This window comes from Dactylosporangium sp. NPDC049742 (assembly GCF_040674675.1).
In the GTDB taxonomy this organism is placed as follows: Bacteria; Actinomycetota; Actinomycetes; order Mycobacteriales; family Micromonosporaceae; genus Dactylosporangium; species Dactylosporangium maewongense.
In genome coordinates, this window is record NZ_JBFANF010000065.1 from 1 (window position 1) to 21,030 (window position 21,030).

Here is a 21,030-nt window from a genome sequence, read left to right on the forward strand (position 1 = left end):
GAGGCGAGCCGGGCCGAGCCGGGCCGAGCCGGGCCGGGCCGAGGCGAGCCGGGCCGAGCCGGGCCGAGCCGGGCCGGGCCGAGCCGTGCCGTGAGCGGTGGCGGAGCGGTGCCGGTCGCGCCTCGTTGCTGCGCCTGGCCGGGCATCAGCGGGGCGCGGCGGTTCCCCGTCGTGTGTCGTCGCCCGGCCAGCGTCGGCGCGGCGCTCGCCGAGGTGGTCACGGAGATGCCCAGGTCGGGCGTGAGGGCGGACGGTCCTGGTCGTGCCAGCCCCGCTCAGCCGGGTCGGGGCGCGAGCCGAGGAGGGCGGGGTGCTGGTTGTGCCGTCATTGCGCCGTCGGGGCAGGGGCGCGAGGTGCGGCAGTCCTCGTCGTGCCGTCGCTCGGCCGGGTCGGGCGTGAGTGGGGCGGAACGGTCCTGGTTGTGCCGGACCTGCTCTGCCGGGTCGGGGCAGGAGCGGACGTGGGAGGAGGTGCTGGTCGTGCCGTTGTCATGTGGCCAGATGGGGCGATGAGCGGGGGAGCGGTGCTGGTCGTGTCGTCATTGCCCCGTCGGGGCAAGGCGAGGTGCGGCGGGACCGTGCGGGCCGGGGCGCCGTTGTTTGGCGGGGCGGCAGTCGTGGGGCGGCGGGGCGATGCTGGTCGTGCGCTTCGTTGGGGCGGCAGGGGGCGGCGGTACAGAGCGGGCGGGACGATCTGCGTCAGTCGCTGGCTCTCGGCCGGGGCGTCGGGGCGTCGGGGCGGGGGCTGGGCCGGGACGATGAGGTCGGTGGAAGGGGGTCGGATGGTGGAGCGGGAGCCGCCGGTGGTGCGGGACCGGGTCGCGGCCGGGGTGGCGGGGGTGGGGGCGCGGTGGTTCGGCGGGGTGCGGGGGTTCGTGGTGCGGCACCCGCGCTGGGTCGACGGTGCGCTCGCCGCCGGGGTCGGGCTGGTCAACGCGGACCGGGCGCTTGCCGGGGCTGGGGCGGCCGGGGTGGCGTTCTACGTTGCCGTTCATCTGCTGCTGGTCTGGCGGCGGGCGGCGCCGGTTCTGGTGTGCTGGGCGGTGCTCGGGCTTGCGGTCCTCGGGCTGGTGGTTGTAGGGGTCAGGGTCGAAGGGCTGCATCCGGAGGCGGTGATCGCCATCGGGGTGTACACCGTTGCGCGGCACGCGGCGCTGCGGCGGCTGGTGCCGGTGGTCGTGGTGGTCGGGTCGTTGGCGCTCACGGCGTCGTTCTCGGCCGGGCCGCGGTGGACGGCGGTGGGGTTCGTGACGTTCGGGCTGACCGCGGCGGTGTTGCTGGGGTTGGTGGTGCGGACCCGGCGGGCGTACCTGGCCGAGTTGGAGGATCGGGCCCGGCGTCTCGAACGCGACCGCGATCAGCGGGCCGAGATCGCCGTCGCCGCGGAGCGGGCCAGGATCGCGCGGGACATGCACGACATCGTGGCGCACCACCTGTCGGTGATGGTGACGCTCGCCGACGCGGCGACGTTGACGGCGGCGTCGTCGCCGGGCGAGGCGGTGACGGCGATGCGGCACGTGTCGGGCACAGGCCGGCAGGCGCTCGGGGAGATGCGTCGCGTCCTCGGGCTGCTGCACGAGGACAGCCGGGCCGCTGCGGCCGCGGGCATGGGTAGTGCCGGTGATGTGGCGGCGAGCCCGCAGCCGGGGTTGGCGGATCTGGATGCGCTCGTCGCCGGCGTACGGGCGGCGGGACTCCGCGTCGAGGTCACCACCGAGGGCGTGCCGGGTCGGCTGGGGCCCGGTGCGGAGCTCGCGGTGTACCGGATCGTCCAGGAGGCGCTCACCAACGTGCTCAAGCACGCGGGTGCTGCGAGCCGGTCGGGGGTGCGGGTGCGGTACACCGGCGACCGTGTCGAGCTCGAGGTCACCGACGACGGCACGAGCGCCCCGCCGGGCGGCGGCGGGCAGGGCGGTGGCAGGGGCATGACCGGCATGGCGGCGAGGGCGGCGGCGTACGGAGGCCGGTTCGCGGCCGGTCCACGCACCGACGCCCCGGGCTGGTCCGTCCGCGCGACCCTCCACGGCGACCCGGCAAGCGATGCCCCGGCAAGCAGCGGCCCCACGAGCGACGGCCCGGCGAGCGATGGCCCCGCGAGCGATGGCCCCGCGAGCGGTGGCCCGCCGAGCGATCACACGGCAAACGGTGGCCAGGCAAGCGGGCGTCCGGCGAGCGATGGCCGGGCAACGAACGGCCCGGCGAGCGATGGCCCGGCAGAGGACAGCCTGGCAGAAGACAGCCCGGCGCAAGAGGGCACGGCGAGCGGCGTGGTGCGCGGCGCGGCGGGGCGTGGGGGAGGGGGTGGCGGGGCGTGAGCATCAGGGTGTTGCTGGTGGACGATCAGCCGTTGCTGCGGCTCGGGTTCAGGATGATCCTGTCGACGCAGCCGGACATGGACGTGGTCGGGGAGGCGGGGGACGGCGTGCAGGCGGTGGCGATGGCCGCGGCGCTCGCGCCCGACGTGGTGCTCATGGACGTGCGGATGCCGGTGGCGGACGGGATCGAGGCGACCCGTGGCATCGTGGGGTCGGGGTCGGCGGCGCGGATTCTGGTGCTGACGACGTTCGACCTGGACGAGTACGTGTGGGCGGCGCTGCGGGCGGGTGCCAGCGGGTTCCTGCTCAAGGACGTGCAGCCGGCGGACCTGACGGGGGCGATCCGGTCGGTCGCGGCGGGGGACGCGGTCGTCGCGCCGCGGGTGACGCGGCGGTTGATCGACGCGTTCGCGGGGCACCTTCCGGACCCGGCGGGCGAGGTGTCGGAGGCGGAGCGGCTGCTGGAGGGGTTGACCGTCCGGGAGCGGGAGGTGCTCGTCGAGGTGGCCCGGGGGCGGTCCAACCTGGAGGTCGCGGCGGTCCTGTCGCTGTCGGAGGCGACGGTGAAGACCCATGTGGGGCGGCTGCTGATGAAGCTGGGGCTGCGGGATCGTGTGCAGGTCGTCGTGTTCGCGTACGAGGCGGGGGTGGTGCGCCGGGGTGGGTCATGAGGCGGCGCCGGGGCGGATCAGGCCGCTCTCGTAGGCGAACGCCACGGCCTGGACGCGGTCGCGGAGGTCGAGCTTGGTGAGCATGCGGGAGACGTACGTCTTCACGGTCGCCTCGCCGAGGAACAGCGACGCGGCGATCTCCGCGTTGGAGCGGCCGCGGGCGACGAGCCGGAGCACGTCGACCTCCCGTTCGGTGAGCGTGGCGAGCTGCGCGGCGGCGCGTGGGTCGGCGACGGGGGAGGCGGCGTAGGAGGCGATGACCCGCAGCGTCACGGCGGGGTCGAGCAGCGCCTGGCCGGCGGCGACGGTCCGGACGGCGTGGACGAGCTGCTCGGGCGGGGCGACCTTGAGCAGGAAGCCGCTGACCCCGAGGCGCAGCGCTCGGCGGACGGCCTCATCGTCGTCGAACGTGGTCAGGATGATCACCTTGGTCGGGCCGGCGGCGAGGATGTGGCCGGCGGCCTCGATGCCGTCGCCGTGGGGCATGCGGACGTCGAGGAGGACGACGTCGGGGTTGGCGCGGCGGACCTCGTCGAGGGCGCGGATCCCGTCGGCGGCCTCGCCGACGACCTCGATGTCGGGCTGGTGGTCCAGGAGCATGCGCAGCCCGGCGCGGATCATCGCTTCGTCGTCGACGACCACGACGCGGATCATGACGCGGTACCGAGGGGGAACGATGCCCGCACGGTGAACCCGCCGGGTCGTGCGCCGACGGTGAGGGTGCCGGAGAAGACGGCGATCCGTTCGCGCATCCCGATGAGCCCGTGCCCGCCGCCGTCCGAGGCGGGGGCGGAAGCGGCGGGGGAGGAAAGGGCGGGGGCGGAAGGGGCGGTCGTGGGCAGGACGTTGTCGACCGTGAGCGTCAGGCGGTCCGTTGCGCGGTGCAGGTGGACGCTGGTCGCGGCGGTGCCGGCGTGGCGCAGGACGTTGGTCAGTGCCTCCTGCAGGACCCGGTAGGCGGAGATGTCCTGGGCGCGGGGGACGCCGGTGAGGTCGCCGTCGACGGTCAGTTCGACGGGCAGCCCGGCGGCGCGTAGCTGTGCGACCAGTTCCTCGGCGCGGGCGATGGACGGCTGGGCGACGAGCAGGTCGGGTGTGTCGCGGAGGATGCCGACGAGGGTGTGCAGCTCGCGGACGGATTCGCGGCCGAGTCGTTCGACGCCCTGCAGCATCTCCGCCTGTGGTGTGCCGGCCGGGAGGGTGGCGCGGACGGCGCCGAGCTGCAGGACCATGACGCTGATCGAGTGGGCGACGGCGTCGTGCATGTCGCGGGCGATCCGCTGCCGTTCCTCGGCGACGATCGCGTGCTCGCGGGCGTCGCGTTCGGCGTCGAGGGCGGTGGTGAGCCGGGCGAGGAGGTCGGCGCGGTCCCGGAGCCGGCGGGCGAGCAGGCCGACGCCCCAGGCGCCCCAGCACAGCAGGCCGAAGAACAGGTTCTCCCAGGCCATGGCGGCGAGCCCGCCGACCGTGGACCCGGCGGCGCGGCCGGCGATCCACGTGCCGAGGCTCGCCATGAGCTGCGCGGCGAGCGGCGCGGGCCAGGACCCGGCCGACCAGGACCGGGACGGCCGCGAAGCGTCGGGTGGCCAGGAGGCCGCCCGCTGGTAGCCGGCCCAGCCGGGGGCGAGGAAGAACCCGAGGACGGCGGCGCCGGTGGGGCCGTTGAGGCCGCCGGCGACCGCGACCGGGAACGCGGCGGCGACGACGGCGGAGCCGGCGATCGGGAACCGGCCGGCGAGGGCGGTGCCGGCGACGACGGTGGCGAGCGCGGCGGCGGGCACGGCCGGCGCGGCGGAGAACGCGCTGTCGAGGAGGATCTCGGCGACGCCGATGACCGCGAGGGTGACGGCGGCGGCCCAGGGGAGCAGGGCGGCCCGGCGCGCGAGCGTGCGGTGCATGGGTTGATCCTATTGCCGCAGTTCAGGGCCCCGGGTCGGCCGTGCGGCGGACACCGTGACGGTGCCGTGTCCGTCGCGCGGCGGACACGGGTCGAGACGCCGGACAGCAGACCGCGGGGAGGGCCGGACCATAGCGTTTGCGGCATGAACGAACACGCAACCACGGCCCACCGGGTCCTTCCATACGCCGCCGGCACGTCGCTGATCGCCGGCGCCGTCCTGTTCTTCGCCGGCCTTGCCACGTCCCCGCCGAGCACCGGCGACGACAAGGCCTCCTACCTGCAGTCGTTGGCCGCCGACCCGTTCCAGACGCAGCTGTCGGCGCTGCTGTTGCACTACGGCAACCTCCTGATGGGTGTCGGGCTGCTGGCGCTGCCGCTGCTCGTGCGGGGCCGCCGCGGCGGTGTCCTCACGCTCGTCGGGGCGCTGCTCGGGGCGCTGTTCCTGACCGAGATGTCCGGGGCGCTGCTGTCGGACTGGTTCCACATGGAGATCGGCCGGAACCTGCCGGTCGAGCAGGCGGTGGCGCTGTCGGACAAGGTGCTGGCGCACCCCGCGCAGCAGCTGGCGTTCAGCCCCGGCCCGCTGGTGTCGCTGGCGCTGCTGCTCACGTTCGTCGGGCTGGCGCGGGCCGGTGTCATCGGCTGGTGGTCCCTCGCCGGGATCGTCCTGGGCTACGCCGGGCTGCTGCTCATGCCGTACGACACGCCGATCCTCCCGGCGGTGGGGACCCTGCCGATGCTGGCGGTGATGGCGTTCGCCGGCCTGCGGGTCATCGAGCGGGCCAGGCTCACCGCACCGGAACCGGTCCGCGTCGCATAGACGGACCTCATGACCGACGGACCTCACGGCCGGCGGACCTCACGGCCGGCGGACCTCACGGCCGGCGGACCTCACGACCGGCGGACCTCACGACCGGCGGGCCACGCGACGGCGTACAGCGCCGGAGCCGCCCGCCGGTCGTAAGGTGTGTGGATGGTCGACGCCACTTTCACGCCCCGGACGGCGGTGGGCCTGCGTTCGGAGCGTGGACCGGTCCTGGCCTCGGTGATGCTGACCACCGGGCTCGTCGCGCTCGACAGCACGATCATCGCGACCGCCGTGCCGTCCGTCGTCCGGGACCTCGGCGGGTTCTCGCAGTTCCCGTGGCTGTTCTCGGTGTATCTGCTGACCGCGGCGGTGACGACGCCGCTGTACGGGAAGCTGGCGGACGTCGTCGGCCGCCGCCCGGTGATGTTCGCCGGGATCGCCGCGTTCCTGGTCGGGTCGGTGCTGTGCGGGTTCGCGTGGAGCATGCTGACGCTGATCGTGTTCCGGGCGGTGCAGGGCGTCGGCGCCGGCGCGATCCAGCCGATGAGCATGACGATCATCGGTGACCTGTACACGGTGGAGGAGCGCGCCAGGGTCCAGGGGTACGTCGCCGGGGTGTGGGGCGTGTCGTCGGTGATCGGTCCGGCCATCGGCGGCGTGTTCGCGGACTACCTGTCGTGGCGGTGGATCTTCTTCGTGAACATCCCGGTCGGGCTGGCCGCCGTGTGGATGCTCGTGCGCAACCTCAAGGAACGCGTCGAGCGGCGCCAGCACCGCATCGACTACCTGGGCGCGTCGCTGCTGGTCGCGGGCTGCACGCTGCTGATCCTCGGCACGCTCGAGGGTGGCATCACGTGGGCGTGGACGTCGGTGCCGAGCGTGGCGATCTTCTCCGGCGGTGCCGCGCTCATGGTCGCGTTCTGGTTCGTGGAGCGCCGGGCCGCCGAGCCGGTCCTGCCGCTGTGGGTGTTCCGGCACCGGATCCTGGTCGGCGGCAACCTCGTCGCGCTGGTCGTCGGCGCGTTGCTGATCGGGCTCACCTCGTTCGTGCCGAGCCTCGCGCAGGGTGTGCTGGGTGCGAGCGCCGTCGGCGCCGGGTTCGTCGTCGCGGCGATGTCGCTGGGCTGGCCGATCGCCGCGACCCTCGCCGGCCAGGTGTACCTGCGCATCGGGTTCCGTGACACGTCCCTGGCGGGTGGCGCGGTCATCGTCGCCGGGAGCGTCATGTGTGCGGTGCTCGGCCGGTACACCGGCATCGGCTGGCTGACGGTCGCCTGTTTCGTCATCGGTGTCGGGCTCGGGCTGACGTCGAGCCCGACGCTCGTCGCGCTGCAGTCGGTGGTCGGCTGGGACCGGCGGGGTGTGGTCACCGGCACGAACATGTTCTTCCGGTCGATCGGCAGCGCCGTCGGCGGGGCGGTGTTCGGCGCGATCGCCAACACGACCCTCGACCGGCGGTTCGCGGCCGCGCCGCCCGGTGTGCGGGAGCGGCTCGGCGGCGCCGACGCGACCGACGTGGTGCTGAAGGGCGACGGCACCCAGCCGGCGGTCCTGGAGTACGCGCGGGGCAGCCTGTATGCGGCGACACACCACGTGTTCATCGCCCTGGCCTGCGTCGCGGTCCTCGGTGCCGGCGCGGTGCTGCTGATGCCGCGCCGGGCCACGCCGTTGCCGTGATCCGACACACGGTAGATCCATTTCCTACCGGTCAGGTGGGTACGATCGCCGCCATGCGCTCCAGGACCCTCCTCCTCGCCGCGGGTCTCACCGCGGCCCTCGCCGCCGCTGCCGGCTGCGCACCGGCCGACGACGACACTGCATCCCCGGCCGCCTCGAGCGGCGCCAGCCCCGGCACAGCGACCTGTGACCCGGCGAACCTCAAGACGGTCGCCGCGGGCAAGCTCACGATCGCGACCGACGAACCCGTCTACGAGCCGTGGTTCAAGGACAACAAGCCCGAGTCCGGTGAGGGCTTCGAGTCCGCGGTCGCGTACGCCGTCGCCACCAAGCTCGGCTACAGCAAGGACCAGGTCGTGTGGACCCGGGTCACGTTCAACAACGCGATCGCCCCCGGCAAGAAGACGTTCGACTTCGACGTCAACGAGTTCTCCATCACCGACGAGCGCAAGCAGGCCGTCGACTTCTCCGCCCCGTACTACGACGTGACGCAGACCGTCATCGCGTTGAAGACCTCGAAGATCGCCGGGGCGAAGAGCGTCGCGGACCTGAAGGGCGCCAAGCTCGGCGCGCAGGTCGGCACCACCAGCTACCGGTCGATCACCGAGGTGGTGCAGCCGTCGGCGCAGCCGCAGGTGTACAACAACAACGACGACGCCAAGAAGGCCCTGCAGAACGGGCAGATCGACGGGCTCGTCGTGGACCTGCCGACGGCGTTCTACATCACCGGCGCCGAGATCACCGACGCGCAGATCGTCGGGCAGCTGCCGCAGCCGTCCGGCACCCCGGAGCAGTTCGGTCTCGTGCTCGACAAGGGTTCGGCGCTGACCGGCTGCGTCAGCCAGGCCGTCGACGCGTTGCGCGGTGACGGCAGCCTCAAGACGCTGACCGACAAGTGGTTGTCGTCGGTGCAGGGCGCACCGAAGCTCAGCTGATGACGTTCAAGCCCAGCCCGTTGCAGCTGGAACGGGACGCGTACCGCCGCCGGCAGACGATCCTGTCGGTGGCGGTCGCGGCCGTGTCCACGCTGGTCGTCGGGGTTCTGCTGTACGCGGCGGTCACCGGCGCGCCCGGCTGGGACCGGTTCCGTGCCAGCTTCCTGTCGGTGGACGCCGCCCGTGACTCGTTGCCGGCGGTGCTGCGCGGCCTGTGGCTCAACGTGCGGCTGCTCGTCGTCTGCGCGGTCGCGGCGGTGCTGCTCGGCCTCGGCATCGCGACCCTGCGCACCGTCCGGCCCGCGGTGTTCTTCCCGCTGCGGGCGCTCGCCGCCGGGTACACGTACACGTTCCGCGGGCTGCCGCTGATCGTGACGCTGTACCTGTTCGCGTTCGGGGTGCCGGGGCTGCGGCTGAGCGGCACCCCGTCGGTGCTCGTGCTCGGCGGGATCGCGATCGTGCTCACGTACGGCGGCTACATCGCCGAGGTGTTCCGCGCCGGCATCGAGTCGGTGCACCCGTCGCAGCGCGCCGCCGCCCGGTCCCTCGGCCTCAACTACCGCCAGACGATGCGGCACGTGGTGCTGCCGCAGGCGGTGCGGCGGGTCGCGCCGCCGCTGCTCAACGACCTGGTCGCGATGCAGAAGGACGTCGGGCTGATCTCCCTGGCCGGGCCGATCGACGCGATCCGGGCCGCGCAGATCGAGACCGCCGGGTCGTACAACTACACCCCGTACGTCGTCGCCGGGGTCCTGTTCGTGCTGCTGGCGATCCCCGTCGTCGCCGTCACCGACTGGGTCACGCTGCGCGCCGCCCGCCGCCAGTCAGGAGACAACCGGCTGTGACCCTGCTGTCCATCAACGGCGTGCACAAACTGTTCAACGGCAACCCGGTGCTGCGCGGCGTGTCCCTCGACGTCGCCGAGCACGAGGTCGTCGCGCTCATCGGCGCCTCCGGATCCGGCAAGTCGACGCTGCTGCGCTGCGTCAACCTCCTCGAACAGGTCGACGACGGCACCATCCACCTCGACGGTGAGGACATCACCGACCCGCGCGCCGACCCGGACAAGGTCCGCCGCCGCATCGGCATCGTCTTCCAGGCGTTCAACCTGTTCCCGCACCTGAGCGTCCTGGACAACGTGACGCTCGCGCCGCGGCATGTGCACAAGCTGCCGGCGCGGGAGGCCGAGGCGAAGGCCCTCGCGCTGCTGGAGCGGGTCGGTCTCGCCGGCAAGGCCCGCGCCTACCCCGACCGGCTCTCCGGCGGCCAGCAGCAGCGGGTCGCGATCGTCCGTGCCCTCGTCAACGACCCGCGGCTGCTGCTGCTCGACGAGGTCACCTCGGCCCTCGACCCGGAGCTGGTGGGGGAGGTCCTCGCCCTCATCCGCGACCTGAAGACCGACGGCGTCACGATGGTCCTCGCCACCCACGAGATGAGCTTCGCCCGGCAGGTCGCCGACCGGGTCTGCTTCCTCGACGGTGGTGTCGTCGTCGAGGAGGGCCCGCCGGAGCAGGTGTTCGGTGCGCCGCGCGAACCCCGCACCCGCCAGTTCCTGCAGCGCATCACCGAAGCGGGCCGCCTGTAACCGCTGGCACCTGCTGCGTGTGCGCTGCCGGTGCCCGGCTGCAGGTGCGCTGCCGGTACCGGCGAAAACCGCGTGCACCGGGGTGGGCGGCTCGGATATGTTGCGGCGATGACCATGACGCATGCTCTCCTCGCGGCGGCGGCGATGTCGGCCGTGCCGGCCATGCGCCTGCGCGCCCGGCGTCGCGCCCTGGTCCGCCAGGTGTGACGCACACCTTGTAGAGCGTCGCCACCCGAGTCGCGCCAGGGCCCTCCGAGTCCATCTTCGGAAACGGACGGGCCGCGATGCCGCCTGTCCGTGTTCGCCGCCCTTCGTCGGGGCGGCAGACGGGACCACGGTCATGGCGCCATCCGCTCATTCTCGCAGCCGTCGCGTGTACGGCCAGAACCTGCTCACCGCACCCACCGCGATCCACCGGCTCGTCGACGCCGCCGGGCTCGACCCGTCCACGCTCGTCGTCGAGGTCGGGGCGGGCCGCGGGCACCTCACCGCCGCGCTCGCCGAACGGTGCCGCCGGGTGATCGCCTACGAGGTCGACCCGGACCTGGCGGCGGCCCTGACGGCGGCCCTGCCGGCCCGCGACGGCGTCACCGTCCGGGTCGCGGACTTCCTCGCCGCCCGGCCGCCGGCGGCACCGTTCGCGGTCGTCGGCAACATCCCGTACGCGCTGACGTCCGCCGTCGTCGACTGGTGCCTGGACGCTCCCGGGCTGACCGGCGCGACGCTGCTCACCCAGCTGGAGTACGCCCGGAAACGCACCGGCGACTACGGCCGCTGGAGCCGCCTGACGATCGCGACCTGGCCGTGGTGGGACTGGCGGCTCGCGGGGCGGGTGCCCCGCGGGGCGTTCCGGCCCGTGCCCCGGGTCGACGGCGGCATCCTCCGGCTGACCCGCCGCCCTTCGCCGCTGGCCCCGGCCCGCGGCTACGCGGGGTTCGTGGAGCTCGGGTTCAGCGGGGTCGGCGGCTCGCTGCATGCGTCGCTGTGTCGCCGGTACGACCCGCGCCGCGTCTCGGGTGCGTTCCGGGCGCTGCGGCTCGCCCCGGACACGCCCGTCGGGCTGGTGTGGCCCGAGCAGTGGCTGACCCTGTTCCGTCTGCTCCAGCACCGTCCGCGGTAGCGCACAGCCGGCCGCGTTTACGAGCGCCGGCGCGCGGTCGGCTGCTGCAGAAGCGCCGGTGCGCGGCCGGCTGCTACCGCAGCGTCTGCGTCAGCGTGTAGCCGGCCGTCGCGGCGGCGAGACCCAGCACCAGGCTCGCCGTCACGTACGCGGCGGCCCGCCGCGGCCGGCCCTCCTCGACGAGACGTAGCGTCTCCAGGCTGAACGTGCTGTACGTCGTCAACGCGCCGCAGAACCCCGTGCCCACCAGGGTCCTCACGGTGGCGGGCAGCGCGTCGCCGGCGCCGATCAGCGCCCCGAGCAGCGCGCTGCCGAAGACGTTGACGATCAGCGTCCCCAGCGGGGAGCGGTCCTTGAGCGCCCGTTCGGTGAGGTACCGGGCGGGCGCCCCGACCGCCCCGCCGATCAGCACCAGCAGCAGCGTCATGCGGGCCGCCTCGTCAGACGGCGGGCGGACCACACGCCGAAGGACACGGCCGCCATCGCGGTGACCAGCGTCCCGGCGACGTAGGCGGCCGCGACCCAGGCGGCGCCCCGGGAGGCGAGGACGACGGCGTCGACGGTGTAGGTGGAGAACGTCGTGAACCCGCCCAGCACCCCGACCCCGAGCAGCGGCCGCAGCAGCGGGTGCCAGCCCTCGACGACGACCACGAGGACCCCGATGAGCAGGCATCCTGTCGCGTTCACGGCGATGGTCGACCACGGCACGCCCGCCTGGGCGTCGTGCGGCAGCAGCAGCGCCACCCCGTACCGGGCGGCGCTGCCCGCGGACCCGCCCACGGCGACGGCACCGAGGACGTGCGAGGGGCGTGCGGACATCGGGTCAGGGTACCGGTTTACCCGATCCGTACACGCCGCTGACCAAGGCCACGCCCACGCACCGGACGCTGTCCCGCATGCAGCGCTCGATGCGGTTGATGATCGTGCCCGCCGGCTCCGTTCTTACCTGGGACGTATGTGTCAGCCCGCTTCCGGCAGCCGGGAGATGATGGTGAAGCCGCCGGCGGGGACGAGGGCGCGGATGCGGCCCGCGGTCGTCGTGTAGTGCTCCAGCTCCTCGCCGCCGGGGTCGTTGACGGTCACGGTCGCGGCGCCCTCAACGGCGCCGCCGGCCCCGCCGGACCTGGCCGCCATGTCGACGTCGCAGACGCGGGTGCTCGTCGCGACGCTGCGCAGCAGCGTCACCCGCGCCCGGTTCAGCGGGTCACGCAGCGTCAGGCAGCGGATCTCCCCGTCGTCGCGGCAGCTGCCGGCCGTCGTCCGCGTGTCCGGGTCCGCCTCGGCGATCCGCGCGACCGCCGCCGCGTGCGGGTCCGCGTCCAGGGCCAGCATCGCCAGGAGCCCGTGGATCGTCGACTCCGCGCCCGCGTCGTGGTGCACGACCCCGCGCCGGCCCAGCTGCCGCGGCGACCCGTCGACGATGTCGACACCGTCGTAGGTGCGGCCGGTCGCCGGGTCGTACATCGGCGCGCCGGCCGGGTTGTTGCCGAAGAACCACGAGCCGGCGATCCCCGCGAGGGTCGACAGCGCCGGGCGGCCCGTCACCCGCGCCGTGGTCAGCAGCGACTCGACGCGGGACTGCGCGCCGTACGACAGCTGCACCCCGTCGATCGTCAGCGCCTCCCGCGCGCCCGGCACCGCGACCCGCAGGTTGTCCGGTCCGCCCTCGACCAGCAGGTGCGGGGTGAACGACGCGGCGTCGGCCAGGGCGGCGTCGCGTGCGGCGAGGTCGCCGGCGACCTCGTACACGCGGGCGAGCCCGGCCGGTGCGAGCCCGGCCCACGCGTGCCAGGCGCTGCGGGACAGGGCCGACGGCAGCACCGCCCCGAACGGCCACGTCCACGGGGTGCCGGTCCGCATCGCCGTGACGCCCTCGGCGAGCTGTTCGATGAGCTTGCGGGCGTCGTCGTCGCCGGTGCAGCCGGTGTACGCGCAGAGCCCCAGCAGCGCCTCGCCGGTGAGGTCGGCGCCGTCGCCGATCAGCCACGCCGGGGTGGCGGACTCCTCGACGACGCGCCACTGGCCGTACCGTGGCAGCACCTGCCGCCGGATGGCGCTCATCGCCAGCCGGAGCCGGCGGCGCAGGAACGCCGGGAACTCCGGCTCGCCGCCGTCGTCGGCGCTGAACGCGGCGAAGCCCTCGCCGAGCGCCCACACGGTGCGGGCCAGCCACGCCGACTCGCCCTCGTCGGACGGGTCGGGGCTCTCCGCGGGGATGCCGCTGCGGTTCAGGGTGCCGTCCGGCTGCTGCCACAGCACGACGTTGCCGTGGGCGGGGTCGCCGGGGTCGTCGTCGGTCTCGTCGTCGTGGACGGTCTGCAGGAAGCACAGGCCGCGCAGCAGCTGCCGGGCGGCGTCGCGGCTGGTGCCGGCGCCGGTCGCCCGCCAGTGCCGCACGTAGACGACGGCGGCGCGGGCGATGTCGTCGGCGTTGAACGCGCCCTGCGTGTAGTAGCCGTTGTCGGGGTCGACGGGCCCGCCGCCGACCGGGAGGTAGGTGCCGTCCGGGAGCCGCTCGGCGTAGGTCCAGACGACCTCGACGGCCGGTTCCTCGGCCAGGCGGAACGTCGTGTGCCCCGGCTGCGGCGGCGGGGTGAGGCGGACCCGCAACGAGTCCAGATGCGCAAGATTCGTCAGCACCGGACCGGGATACCCGACAAGTCCGAATTTATGCCACTATCGGTTTACCGCAAGCTCGCCGAGTTCGGACCAGTCGTCCTGGTCGACGGTCGCGTTGACGATCCGCGGGGTCGCGGCGAGGTACTGCGGCAGCGTCCGCTGCGCGTCCTTGAAGTGCGCCGACTGGACGTGCGCGCCGCCCGCGTCGCCGTCGCGGAACGCCTCGACGAGCACATACTCGTTCGGGTCGTCGAGGCTGCGGGACCAGTCGAACCACAGGCAGCCCGGCTCGGCCCGCGTCGCGCGGGTGAAGTCCGCGGCGATCTCCGGCCACCGCTCCGCGTGCTCCGGCAGGACCTGGAACTTCGCCGTAATGAAGATCATGACGTCTTCCTCCGTGGGATCAGCGGAACTTTGTGATCAGCGGAACTTTGTGGTCTGCGGAACTTTGTGATCAGCGGAACTTTGTGGTCTGCGGAACTTTGTGGTCTGCGGAACTTTGTGGTCTGCGGAACTTTGGGGTCAGCGGAACGCCAGCCGCGCCTGGCGGCTCGGCTCCAGGACCATCACCTTGTAGGGGCAGGCCCGGTCGGTGATCGCCTCGTACGCCTTGACCGCCCGGTCGGCCGCGTCCAGGGCCTGAGCGAGGGGCGTCTGCCCCTTGCCCTTGTTACGGAACAGCGCACCATAGAACGCCGAGGCGAACACGGTGCCCTCGTGCCAGCCCACCCGGGTGGACGTGCCGATGTAGACGATCTCACCGTGCAGGCAGTCGCGCAGCGCCTTCTGCCAGGCGCCGATCCCGGTCTTGCAGCCGTCGGCGAGCACCGCGCTCGCGTTGAGCCCGTGCCCGCGCTCGGCCGCGTAGTCGCCGAACTCCTGCAACGCCAGCATCGTCTTGCCGTCGGTACTGCTGAACGTCGGCGTCTCCGCGTGGTCACCGTGCGCCATCACGTGCAGCACGTCGCACGCCGCCGTGAACGCGGCGAAGATCGTGTCGGGGTCGCGGGACCGCACGAAGTCGATGTCGACGATCGGGACGGGTAACCCGGCGTTGATGCTCTGCAACGTCGACTGCACGAACGCCATCGACGCGTCGAACGACTGGTCCAGCCCGATGTCGAGCAGGCTCACCCGCCGGTTCCGCATACCGCAGCCCCCCTCGCTCCGGTCACATTGTGCGTCAGTCCGGCAGGACGGGCTTCTCCCACACCGAGACGTGCGCGACGCTCTCACTCGTGAAGGGCTCCTGCTGCCAGTTCGCCCACCGCGCGAGCGGCCGCAGCCCCGCGATCTGCGCCATCAGGTCCAGCTCGGCCGGCCACACGTACCGGAACGGGATCGACCGGAAGCCGCCGCGGCCCCCGGAGATCTCGACGTAGTTCGAGCTCATCGACTGGGTCGCGACGTCGTAGAGGTCGTACGCCCAGCGGGTCTCGCTCACCAGGAACGGCACCACGTCCTGCCCCGGCGGCAGCCGCCGCAGGTCGGGCATCATCACCTCGACCGCGAACCGCCCGCCGGGCTGCAGGTGCGCGGCCACGTTGCGGAAGCACGCGACCTGCGCCGCCTGCGTCGTCAGGTTCATGATCGTGTTGAAGACGAGGTACGCGACCGCGAACGACTGGTCCACCCGCGTCGTCGCGAAGTCCCCGATCGTCACACCGATCGCGTCGCCGCCGGGCTTCTCCCGCAGCCGGGCCACCATCGCCCGCGACATGTCGATCCCGTGCACGGGCACCCCACGCGCCGAGAGCGGCAGCGCGATCCGCCCCGTGCCGATGCCCAGCTCCAGCGCCGGCCCGCCGTCGGCGAGCTCGACGAGGGTGTCGACGGCCGGCTGCACGACCGCGGGGTCCGCCATCTCCCTCGACGACTCGTCGTACCGGGCCGCGACCCGCTCCCCGAAGTAGCCGTCCTCATCGATCACCGCCGGACCCTATCGCGGCCGTCCGTTTTCGGTACCTCAGGGGCACGGTTTCCGGTTCCGGCTGCGGTTCCGGCCGGGGGGTCCGCCGACGCGGCCCCCCGGTGCCGGTGCCGCCGTGGTCAGATCTGGCCGGTCTGCTCCCGCCAGACCCGCTCCTTGGCGATCCACTCGTTGTCCTGCGGGAACTCGTCGATGCTCGGCACCCGCCGGACCTCGACCTTGCTGCCGGGGAACTGGGGGAGCCGCTTGGCCCACTCGACCGCCTCGTCCTTCGAGGCGACCTCGAGGAGGTAGAAGCCGCCGAACAGCTCCTTCGTCTCCCCGTACGGCCCGTCGGTGACCACCGGCACCTCCCCGTCGAAGTGCACGACAACACCCTGCGCCGGGTCCTCGAGCCCCTCCGCGGCCAGAAGCACCCCGGCCTTGATCAGCTCCTCATTGAACCTGCCGACCGTCTCCAGCATCTCCTCGAACGGCGTCTCCATCATCTTCGCCGTCGACTCATCACTGCCGCGCATGATCAGCATGTACTTCGCCATCGTGGTTCTCCTCACGGTGAAGGTCGCTCCTCGACCTTCTCACCCCAAGGTCGAACGACCCACCCGAGGATCGACACGCCACCCAAACGAATTTCCAACCACGTTCCGCCGCAGCTCAGCCGGTACCCCACCACCCTCCACCGGCCCGGTCGCACCCCGGCCCGGCCCGGCGGGACGGTCGCGCTCCGCCCGGTCCAGCGGGAGGTGGTGCACCTACCGGGCCGGACGGCGAGGTGCGGGTCGCCGGGCGGCTGGGCTGGGTCGGCGGTGTTCCGCGCGGTTCATGCGGGGGCCGTCGTCCTCCGGTGGGGTGGTCGCGGTGATGCCGCGGGCTGGTCTGGTGGGAGGTGGTGTTCCTGCCGGTTCGGACGGCGAGGTGCGGGGTCGACGGGCGGTCGGGTCGGGTCGGCGGTGTTCCGCGTGGTTCACGCTGGAGCCCGCCGTCCGCCGGCGGGGCGGTCGCGGCGCCGGGACCGGTCTGGTGGGGGTGAGGTGGTGCTCCTACTGGACCGGGCGGCGTGGTGCGGGTCGCCGGATGGCCGGGCCGCGCTGCCTTCCAACGAGGCGGTCACGGACTGGGCTGGTCCGGCGGGGCGGTCGCCGTCCAGTCGTGGTCCGGTCCGGTAGCGGTCGTGGCGGTGTCGGGCGGTCCGGCGGGAAGTGGTGCTCCTGTCGGACCGGACGGTGAGGTGAGGGTCGTCGGACGGCCCGGCCGCGCTGCCTTCCAACGAGGCGGTCGCGGTCCGGGCTGGTCCGGCGGGGTGGTCGTGGCGGTACCGGTCCGGTGGGAGGTGGTGCTCCTGCTGGACGGGGACGGTGAAGTGCGGGTCGTCGGGCGGCCGGGCAGGGTCACGGCGGTATTCCGCGCGTCACGCGGAGGCGCCGCCGTCTTCCGGCAGGGCGGTCCGGTCGCAGTCGGGTTGTGGTCCGGTCGGTTGTGGTTCGGTCCGGTGGGGCGGTTGTGGCGAGGCCGGGCCGGTCCGGCGGGAGGCGGTGCTCCTGCCGGACCGGCCCGGAAATGCGGGTGAGTGGGCGGGGTCAGTCGACCTCGACCGCGGCGGCGGCGAACTGGGCTGAGTACAGCCTGGCGTAGGCGCCGCCGGAGGCGAGCAGGGAGGTGTGGGTGCCCTGCTCGACGATGGTGCCGTGCTCCATCACGAGGATGAGGTCGGCGTCGCGGATGGTGGACAGGCGGTGGGCGATGACGAAGCTGGTCCGGCCGGCGCGCAGGGTGGTCATCGCGTGCTGGATCAGGACCTCGGTGCGGGTGTCGACGGAGCTGGTCGCCTCGTCGAGGATGAGGATCGTCGGCTCGGCGAGGAACGCCCGGGCGATCGTGATGAGCTGCTTCTCGCCCGCCGAGACGCCGGCGCCCTCCTCGTCGATGACGGTGTCGTAGCCGTCGGGGAGGGTGCGGACGAAGCGGTCTGCGTGGGCGGTCTCGGCGGCCGCGACGATCTTGTCTTGGGTCGGGTGGTCGGCGCCGTACGCGAGGTTCTCCGCGATGGTGCCCTGGAAGAGCCATGTGTCCTGCAGGACCATGCCGATCTGTTCGCGGAGGTCGTCGCGGGACATGGTGGCGATGTCGACGTCGTCGAGGAGGATGCGCCCGGCGGTCAGGTCGTAGAAGCGCATGACCAGGTTGACGAGCGTGGTCTTGCCGGCGCCGGTCGGGCCGACGATCGCGACCGTCTGGCCCGGCTCCACGGTGAGGGAGAGGTCCTCGATCAGGGGTTCGTCCGCCTTGTACCGGAAGGAGACGCCCTCGAATGTCACCTTCCCCCGCACCTGGGCGGGGCGCGCCGGCTTGACCGGGTCCGGCGACTGCTCGTCGGCGTCGAGCAGCTGGAACACCCGCTCGGCGGAGGCGACACCCGACTGCACCAGGTTGGCCATGCTCGCGACCTGGGTCAGCGGCTGGCTGAACTGGCGGGAGTACTGGATGAACGCCTGCACGTCGCCGAGCGACAGCGACCCCGACGCGACCCGCAGGCCACCGACGACGGCGACGAGCACGTAGTTGAGGTTGCCGATGAACATCATCGCCGGCTGGATGAGCCCGGAGATGAACTGCGCCCGGAACGACGCGGTGAACAGGGCCTCGTTGTGCTCCTCGAACGTCTTCGCGGCCTCGGCCTGCCGGCCGAAGATCTTCACCACGGAGTGCCCGGTGAACATCTCCTCGATGTGCCCGTTGAGCTTGCCGGTGCTCGCCCACTGCTTCACGAACTGCGGCTGCGACCGCTTGCCGATGCGCATCGTGACCAGCACCGACACCGGCACCGTGACCAGCGCGATGATCGCGAGCAGCGGCGAGATCCAGAACATCATGCCGAGGACGCCGAAGATCGTCAGCAGCGACGTGAGCAGCATGCTCAGCGACTGCTGCAGGGTCATCGCGATGTTGTCGGTGTCGTTGGTGGCGCGGCTGAGGACCTCGCCGCGCGGCTGCTGGTCGAAGTAGCTCAGCGGCAGCCGGGACAGCTTCGCCGACACCTGCTCGCGGAGCCGGTAGACGGTGCGCTGCACGACGACGGTGGTGAGCCGGGCCTGGAGCAGGCCGAGGATCCAGGCGCCGAGGTACACCACGGCGACCCACAGCAGGACCCGCTCGAGCCGGTCGAAGTCGATGCCCCGGCCGGGCACGACGTGGTCCATGGCGGCGAGCAGGTCGGCGAAGCGGTCCTGCCCGCGCTCCCGCGCACCCGCGACCGCGTCGGCCTTGCTGATGCCCGCGGGCAGCTGCCGGCCGACGATGCCCTCGAAGATGACGTCGGTGGCGTGGCCGAGCAGCCGCGGCCCGATGACGGAGAGCACGACGCTGCCGATGCCGAAGACCAGCACGGCCGTGACGAGCATCCGGTCGGGTGCGAGCATCCGCAGCAGCCGCTTGGACGAGCCCTTGAAGTCTTCCAGCTTCGCCGGCGGCCCGCCGGCGCCCATCATCATCCGCCCAGGCCCGAACGCGGGCGGCGAAGGCCGCGACCCGCCACCCGGCCCACCAGGGCGCCCCGGTCCGGTCATGCCGCCACCTCCGCTTCGCTCCGGCGTCGGCCTGAGCCGAACCTGTCACATGATGAGCGGCCCGAGCCGCTTCGCTGGCCGCTCATGCCGCCACCTCCGCTGCGCTCCGGCGTCGGCCTGAGCCGGACCTGCAATGCTGATGAGCGGCCCGAGCCGCTTCGCTGGCCGCTCATGCTGCGGCCTCCTGTTCGGTGAGCTGGGAGAGGACGATCTCGCGGTAGGTGGCGTTGGCGTCCATCAGCTCGGTGTGGGTGCCCGTGCCGACCACGCGGCCCTCGTCGAGCACGACGATGGTGTGCGCGTCGCGGATCGTGCTGACCCGCTGCGCGACGATGACGACCGTCGCGTCGGCGATCTCGGCGCGCAGCGCGTCGCGCAGCGCGGCGTCGGTCGCGTAGTCCAGGGCGGAGAACGAGTCGTCGAAGAGGTAGACCTCGGGCCGGGCGACGAGCGTCCGGGCGATCGCGAGCCGCTGCCGCTGCCCGCCCGAGACGTTGGTGCCGCCCTGCGCGATCGGCGCGTCGAGCGCCTCGGGCATCGCCCGGACGAAGTCGGCGGCCTGCGCGACCTCCAGGGCCTGCCACAGCTCGGCGTCGGTCGCGTCGGGCCGGCCGTAGCGGAGGTTGGACGCGACGGTGCCGGAGAAGAGGTACGGCTTCTGCGGCACCATGCTCACCGTCGCCGACAGCAGCGCCGGGTCGATGTCGCGCACGTCGACGCCGTCCACGAGGACGGTGCCGCCGGTCGCGTCCATCAGGCGGGGGACCAGGTTGAGCAGGGTGGTCTTGCCGGCGCCGGTGCTGCCGATGATGGCCGTGGTCTGCCCGGGCCGGGCGGTGAGGTCGATGCCGCTGAGGACCGGCGACTCCGCGCCGGGGTAGCGGAACTCGACGCCGCGCAGGTCCAGCTCGCCGTGGCGGGGCAGCGCGGTGACCGGCTTCGCCGGCACCACGACGCTGGACTCGGTGGTGAGGACCTCCTGGATGCGCTCCGCGCACACCTCGGCCCTCGGGATCATGACGAACATGAACGTCGCCATCATGACCGCCATGAGGATCTGCATCAGGTAGCTGAGGAACGCGGTCAGCGCCCCGACCTGCATGCCGCCGGTGTCGATGCGGTGCGCGCCGAACCAGAGCACGAGGATGCTGGAGGCGTTGACGACCAGCATCACGGTGGGGAACATCAGCGACATCAGCCGGCCCACGGCGAGGGACACGTCGCGCAGGTCGCCGTTGGTCTTGGCGAACCGGACCCGCTCGTGCTCGTCGCGGACGAAGGCGCGGATCACCCGGATGCCGGTGATCTGCTCGCGGATGACCCGGTTGACCAGGTCGATGCGCACCTGCATGAGGCGGAACAGCGGCCGCATCCGCACCACGATGACGGCGATGATCCCGATCAGGATCGGGACCACGACCAGCAGCAGCGCCGACAGCGGCACGTCCTGCACGAGGGCGAGGATGATGCCGCCGACGCACATGATCGGTGCCGTGACCATGAGTGTGAAGGTCATCAGCACCAGCATCTGGACCTGCTGGATGTCGTTGGTCGTGCGGGTGATCAGCGACGGCGCGCCGAACTGCCCCACCTCCCGCGCCGACAGCTCCTGCACCTTGTCGAAGATGCCGGCCCGCACGTCCCGGCCGAGGGCCATCGCGGTGCGGGCGCCGTAGTAGACGGCGGCGGCGGAACAGACGATCTGCACGAGCGTGACGGCGAGCATCCAGCCGCCGATGCGCATGATGTAGCCGGTGTCGCCGGTGACGACACCGCCGTCGATGATGTCGGCGTTGAGCGTCGGCAGGTACAGCGTCGCCGTGGTCTGCACCAGCTGCAGCAGCACGATGAGCCAGATCGTCCTGCGATACGGGCTCAGATAGGTTTTGAGCAGTCGGATCAACATC

The 21,030-nt window shown here is 72.7% G+C and carries 19 protein-coding genes; 8 read left to right on the forward strand and 11 right to left on the reverse strand.

From position 1 onward, the window contains the following. Positions 1–782 precede the first annotated feature (782 nt). Complete coding sequence (locus AB0J72_RS47300) at positions 783–2,315, forward strand: histidine kinase (RefSeq protein ID WP_363412301.1); 1,533 nt, start codon at positions 783–785, stop codon at positions 2,313–2,315. Beyond that, positions 2,312–2,986 carry a response regulator transcription factor gene (locus AB0J72_RS47305; protein ID WP_363412303.1) on the forward strand — a complete coding sequence of 225 codons (675 nt, stop codon included), beginning with the start codon at positions 2,312–2,314 and terminating at the stop codon, positions 2,984–2,986. Before AB0J72_RS47300 ends, AB0J72_RS47305 begins: the two co-directional genes overlap by 4 nt. Here AB0J72_RS47305 and AB0J72_RS47310 read toward each other — a convergent pair. Together AB0J72_RS47310 and AB0J72_RS47315 are read right to left on the reverse strand one after the other, a co-directional pair. After that, positions 2,981–3,640: a response regulator transcription factor gene (locus AB0J72_RS47310; RefSeq protein WP_363412305.1), complete on the reverse strand. Its 660-nt coding sequence runs from the start codon at positions 3,638–3,640 to the stop codon at positions 2,981–2,983. The two genes, AB0J72_RS47305 and AB0J72_RS47310, sit on opposite strands and share 6 nt — an antisense overlap. Next, complete coding sequence (locus AB0J72_RS47315) at positions 3,637–4,884, reverse strand: histidine kinase (protein ID WP_363412307.1); 1,248 nt, start codon at positions 4,882–4,884, stop codon at positions 3,637–3,639. Before AB0J72_RS47315 ends, AB0J72_RS47310 begins: the two co-directional genes overlap by 4 nt. A 144-nt stretch (positions 4,885–5,028) precedes the next feature. Between AB0J72_RS47315 and AB0J72_RS47320 the strand changes: the two genes are divergently transcribed. The 6 genes from AB0J72_RS47320 (at position 5,029) to erm (ending at position 11,011) form a co-directional block, all read left to right on the forward strand. After that, positions 5,029–5,706, forward strand: a complete 678-nt coding sequence (locus tag AB0J72_RS47320) for a hypothetical protein (protein ID WP_363412309.1) — start codon at positions 5,029–5,031, stop codon at positions 5,704–5,706. Positions 5,707–5,859: 153 nt separating this feature from the next. Further along, entirely contained in the window at positions 5,860–7,371 is a 1,512-nt protein-coding gene (locus AB0J72_RS47325; RefSeq protein WP_363412311.1) for an MDR family MFS transporter, read from the forward strand. A 53-nt stretch (positions 7,372–7,424) separates the two neighbouring features. Then, positions 7,425–8,306: an ABC transporter substrate-binding protein gene (locus AB0J72_RS47330; protein ID WP_363412313.1), complete on the forward strand. Its 882-nt coding sequence runs from the start codon at positions 7,425–7,427 to the stop codon at positions 8,304–8,306. After that, the gene (locus tag AB0J72_RS47335) at positions 8,306–9,151 is read left to right on the forward strand and encodes an amino acid ABC transporter permease (protein ID WP_344504320.1); all 846 of its coding nucleotides are present in this window, start codon (positions 8,306–8,308) and stop codon (positions 9,149–9,151) included. The genes AB0J72_RS47330 and AB0J72_RS47335 overlap by 1 nt, the downstream gene beginning before the upstream one ends. A 2-nt stretch (positions 9,152–9,153) precedes the next feature. Beyond that, positions 9,154–9,891, forward strand: coding sequence for an amino acid ABC transporter ATP-binding protein (locus AB0J72_RS47340; protein WP_363412427.1), 738 nt, complete (start codon positions 9,154–9,156; stop codon positions 9,889–9,891). Positions 9,892–10,231: 340 nt separating this feature from the next. Continuing rightward, positions 10,232–11,011: an ErmE/ErmH/ErmO/ErmR family 23S rRNA (adenine(2058)-N(6))-methyltransferase gene (gene erm, locus AB0J72_RS47345; protein WP_363412316.1), complete on the forward strand. Its 780-nt coding sequence runs from the start codon at positions 10,232–10,234 to the stop codon at positions 11,009–11,011. A gap of 73 nt (positions 11,012–11,084) precedes the next feature. On the opposite strand, the gene crcB is transcribed toward erm, so the two are convergent. From crcB to AB0J72_RS47390, 9 genes are all read right to left on the reverse strand, one after another. Beyond that, positions 11,085–11,438 carry a fluoride efflux transporter CrcB gene (crcB, locus tag AB0J72_RS47350; RefSeq protein WP_344504322.1) on the reverse strand — a complete coding sequence of 118 codons (354 nt, stop codon included), beginning with the start codon at positions 11,436–11,438 and terminating at the stop codon, positions 11,085–11,087. After that, positions 11,435–11,830: a CrcB family protein gene (locus tag AB0J72_RS47355; RefSeq protein ID WP_363412318.1), complete on the reverse strand. Its 396-nt coding sequence runs from the start codon at positions 11,828–11,830 to the stop codon at positions 11,435–11,437. Before AB0J72_RS47355 ends, crcB begins: the two co-directional genes overlap by 4 nt. Positions 11,831–11,971: 141 nt before the next feature. Further along, entirely contained in the window at positions 11,972–13,651 is a 1,680-nt protein-coding gene (locus AB0J72_RS47360; protein ID WP_363412320.1) for a hypothetical protein, read from the reverse strand. Between the two features lie 36 nt (positions 13,652–13,687). Further along, on the reverse strand, positions 13,688–14,014 hold the full coding sequence (locus AB0J72_RS47365) for a putative quinol monooxygenase (RefSeq protein WP_344504325.1): 327 nt from the start codon (positions 14,012–14,014) through the stop codon (positions 13,688–13,690). Positions 14,015–14,152: 138 nt separating this feature from the next. Beyond that, complete coding sequence (locus AB0J72_RS47370; protein ID WP_363412322.1) at positions 14,153–14,779, reverse strand: hypothetical protein; 627 nt, start codon at positions 14,777–14,779, stop codon at positions 14,153–14,155. Between the two features lie 34 nt (positions 14,780–14,813). Continuing rightward, entirely contained in the window at positions 14,814–15,560 is a 747-nt protein-coding gene (locus tag AB0J72_RS47375) for a class I SAM-dependent methyltransferase (protein ID WP_363412324.1), read from the reverse strand. 119 nt (positions 15,561–15,679) lie between these two features. Continuing rightward, on the reverse strand, positions 15,680–16,099 hold the full coding sequence (locus tag AB0J72_RS47380) for a YciI family protein (RefSeq protein WP_363412326.1): 420 nt from the start codon (positions 16,097–16,099) through the stop codon (positions 15,680–15,682). A gap of 1,038 nt (positions 16,100–17,137) precedes the next feature. Then, entirely contained in the window at positions 17,138–19,048 is a 1,911-nt protein-coding gene (locus tag AB0J72_RS47385) for an ABC transporter ATP-binding protein (protein WP_363412429.1), read from the reverse strand. 244 nt (positions 19,049–19,292) lie between these two features. After that, entirely contained in the window at positions 19,293–21,029 is a 1,737-nt protein-coding gene (locus AB0J72_RS47390; RefSeq protein ID WP_363412328.1) for an ABC transporter ATP-binding protein, read from the reverse strand. Position 21,030: the final 1 nt, after the last annotated feature.

Coding starts and splice junctions, on each gene's coding strand:
- AB0J72_RS47300 (WP_363412301.1), top strand. CDS start 783: ATGGTGGAGCGGGAGCCGCCGGTGGTGCGGGACCGGGTCGCGGCCGGG.
- AB0J72_RS47310 (WP_363412305.1), bottom strand. CDS start 3,640: ATGATCCGCGTCGTGGTCGTCGACGACGAAGCGATGATCCGCGCCGGG.
- AB0J72_RS47315 (WP_363412307.1), bottom strand. CDS start 4,884: ATGCACCGCACGCTCGCGCGCCGGGCCGCCCTGCTCCCCTGGGCCGCC.
- AB0J72_RS47320 (WP_363412309.1), top strand. CDS start 5,029: ATGAACGAACACGCAACCACGGCCCACCGGGTCCTTCCATACGCCGCC.
- AB0J72_RS47325 (WP_363412311.1), top strand. CDS start 5,860: ATGGTCGACGCCACTTTCACGCCCCGGACGGCGGTGGGCCTGCGTTCG.
- AB0J72_RS47330 (WP_363412313.1), top strand. CDS start 7,425: ATGCGCTCCAGGACCCTCCTCCTCGCCGCGGGTCTCACCGCGGCCCTC.
- AB0J72_RS47335 (WP_344504320.1), top strand. CDS start 8,306: ATGACGTTCAAGCCCAGCCCGTTGCAGCTGGAACGGGACGCGTACCGC.
- erm (WP_363412316.1), top strand. CDS start 10,232: ATGGCGCCATCCGCTCATTCTCGCAGCCGTCGCGTGTACGGCCAGAAC.
- crcB (WP_344504322.1), bottom strand. CDS start 11,438: ATGACGCTGCTGCTGGTGCTGATCGGCGGGGCGGTCGGGGCGCCCGCC.
- AB0J72_RS47355 (WP_363412318.1), bottom strand. CDS start 11,830: ATGTCCGCACGCCCCTCGCACGTCCTCGGTGCCGTCGCCGTGGGCGGG.
- AB0J72_RS47365 (WP_344504325.1), bottom strand. CDS start 14,014: ATGATCTTCATTACGGCGAAGTTCCAGGTCCTGCCGGAGCACGCGGAG.
- AB0J72_RS47370 (WP_363412322.1), bottom strand. CDS start 14,779: ATGCGGAACCGGCGGGTGAGCCTGCTCGACATCGGGCTGGACCAGTCG.
- AB0J72_RS47380 (WP_363412326.1), bottom strand. CDS start 16,099: ATGGCGAAGTACATGCTGATCATGCGCGGCAGTGATGAGTCGACGGCG.
- AB0J72_RS47385 (WP_363412429.1), bottom strand. CDS start 19,048: ATGATGATGGGCGCCGGCGGGCCGCCGGCGAAGCTGGAAGACTTCAAG.
- AB0J72_RS47390 (WP_363412328.1), bottom strand. CDS start 21,029: ATGTTGATCCGACTGCTCAAAACCTATCTGAGCCCGTATCGCAGGACG.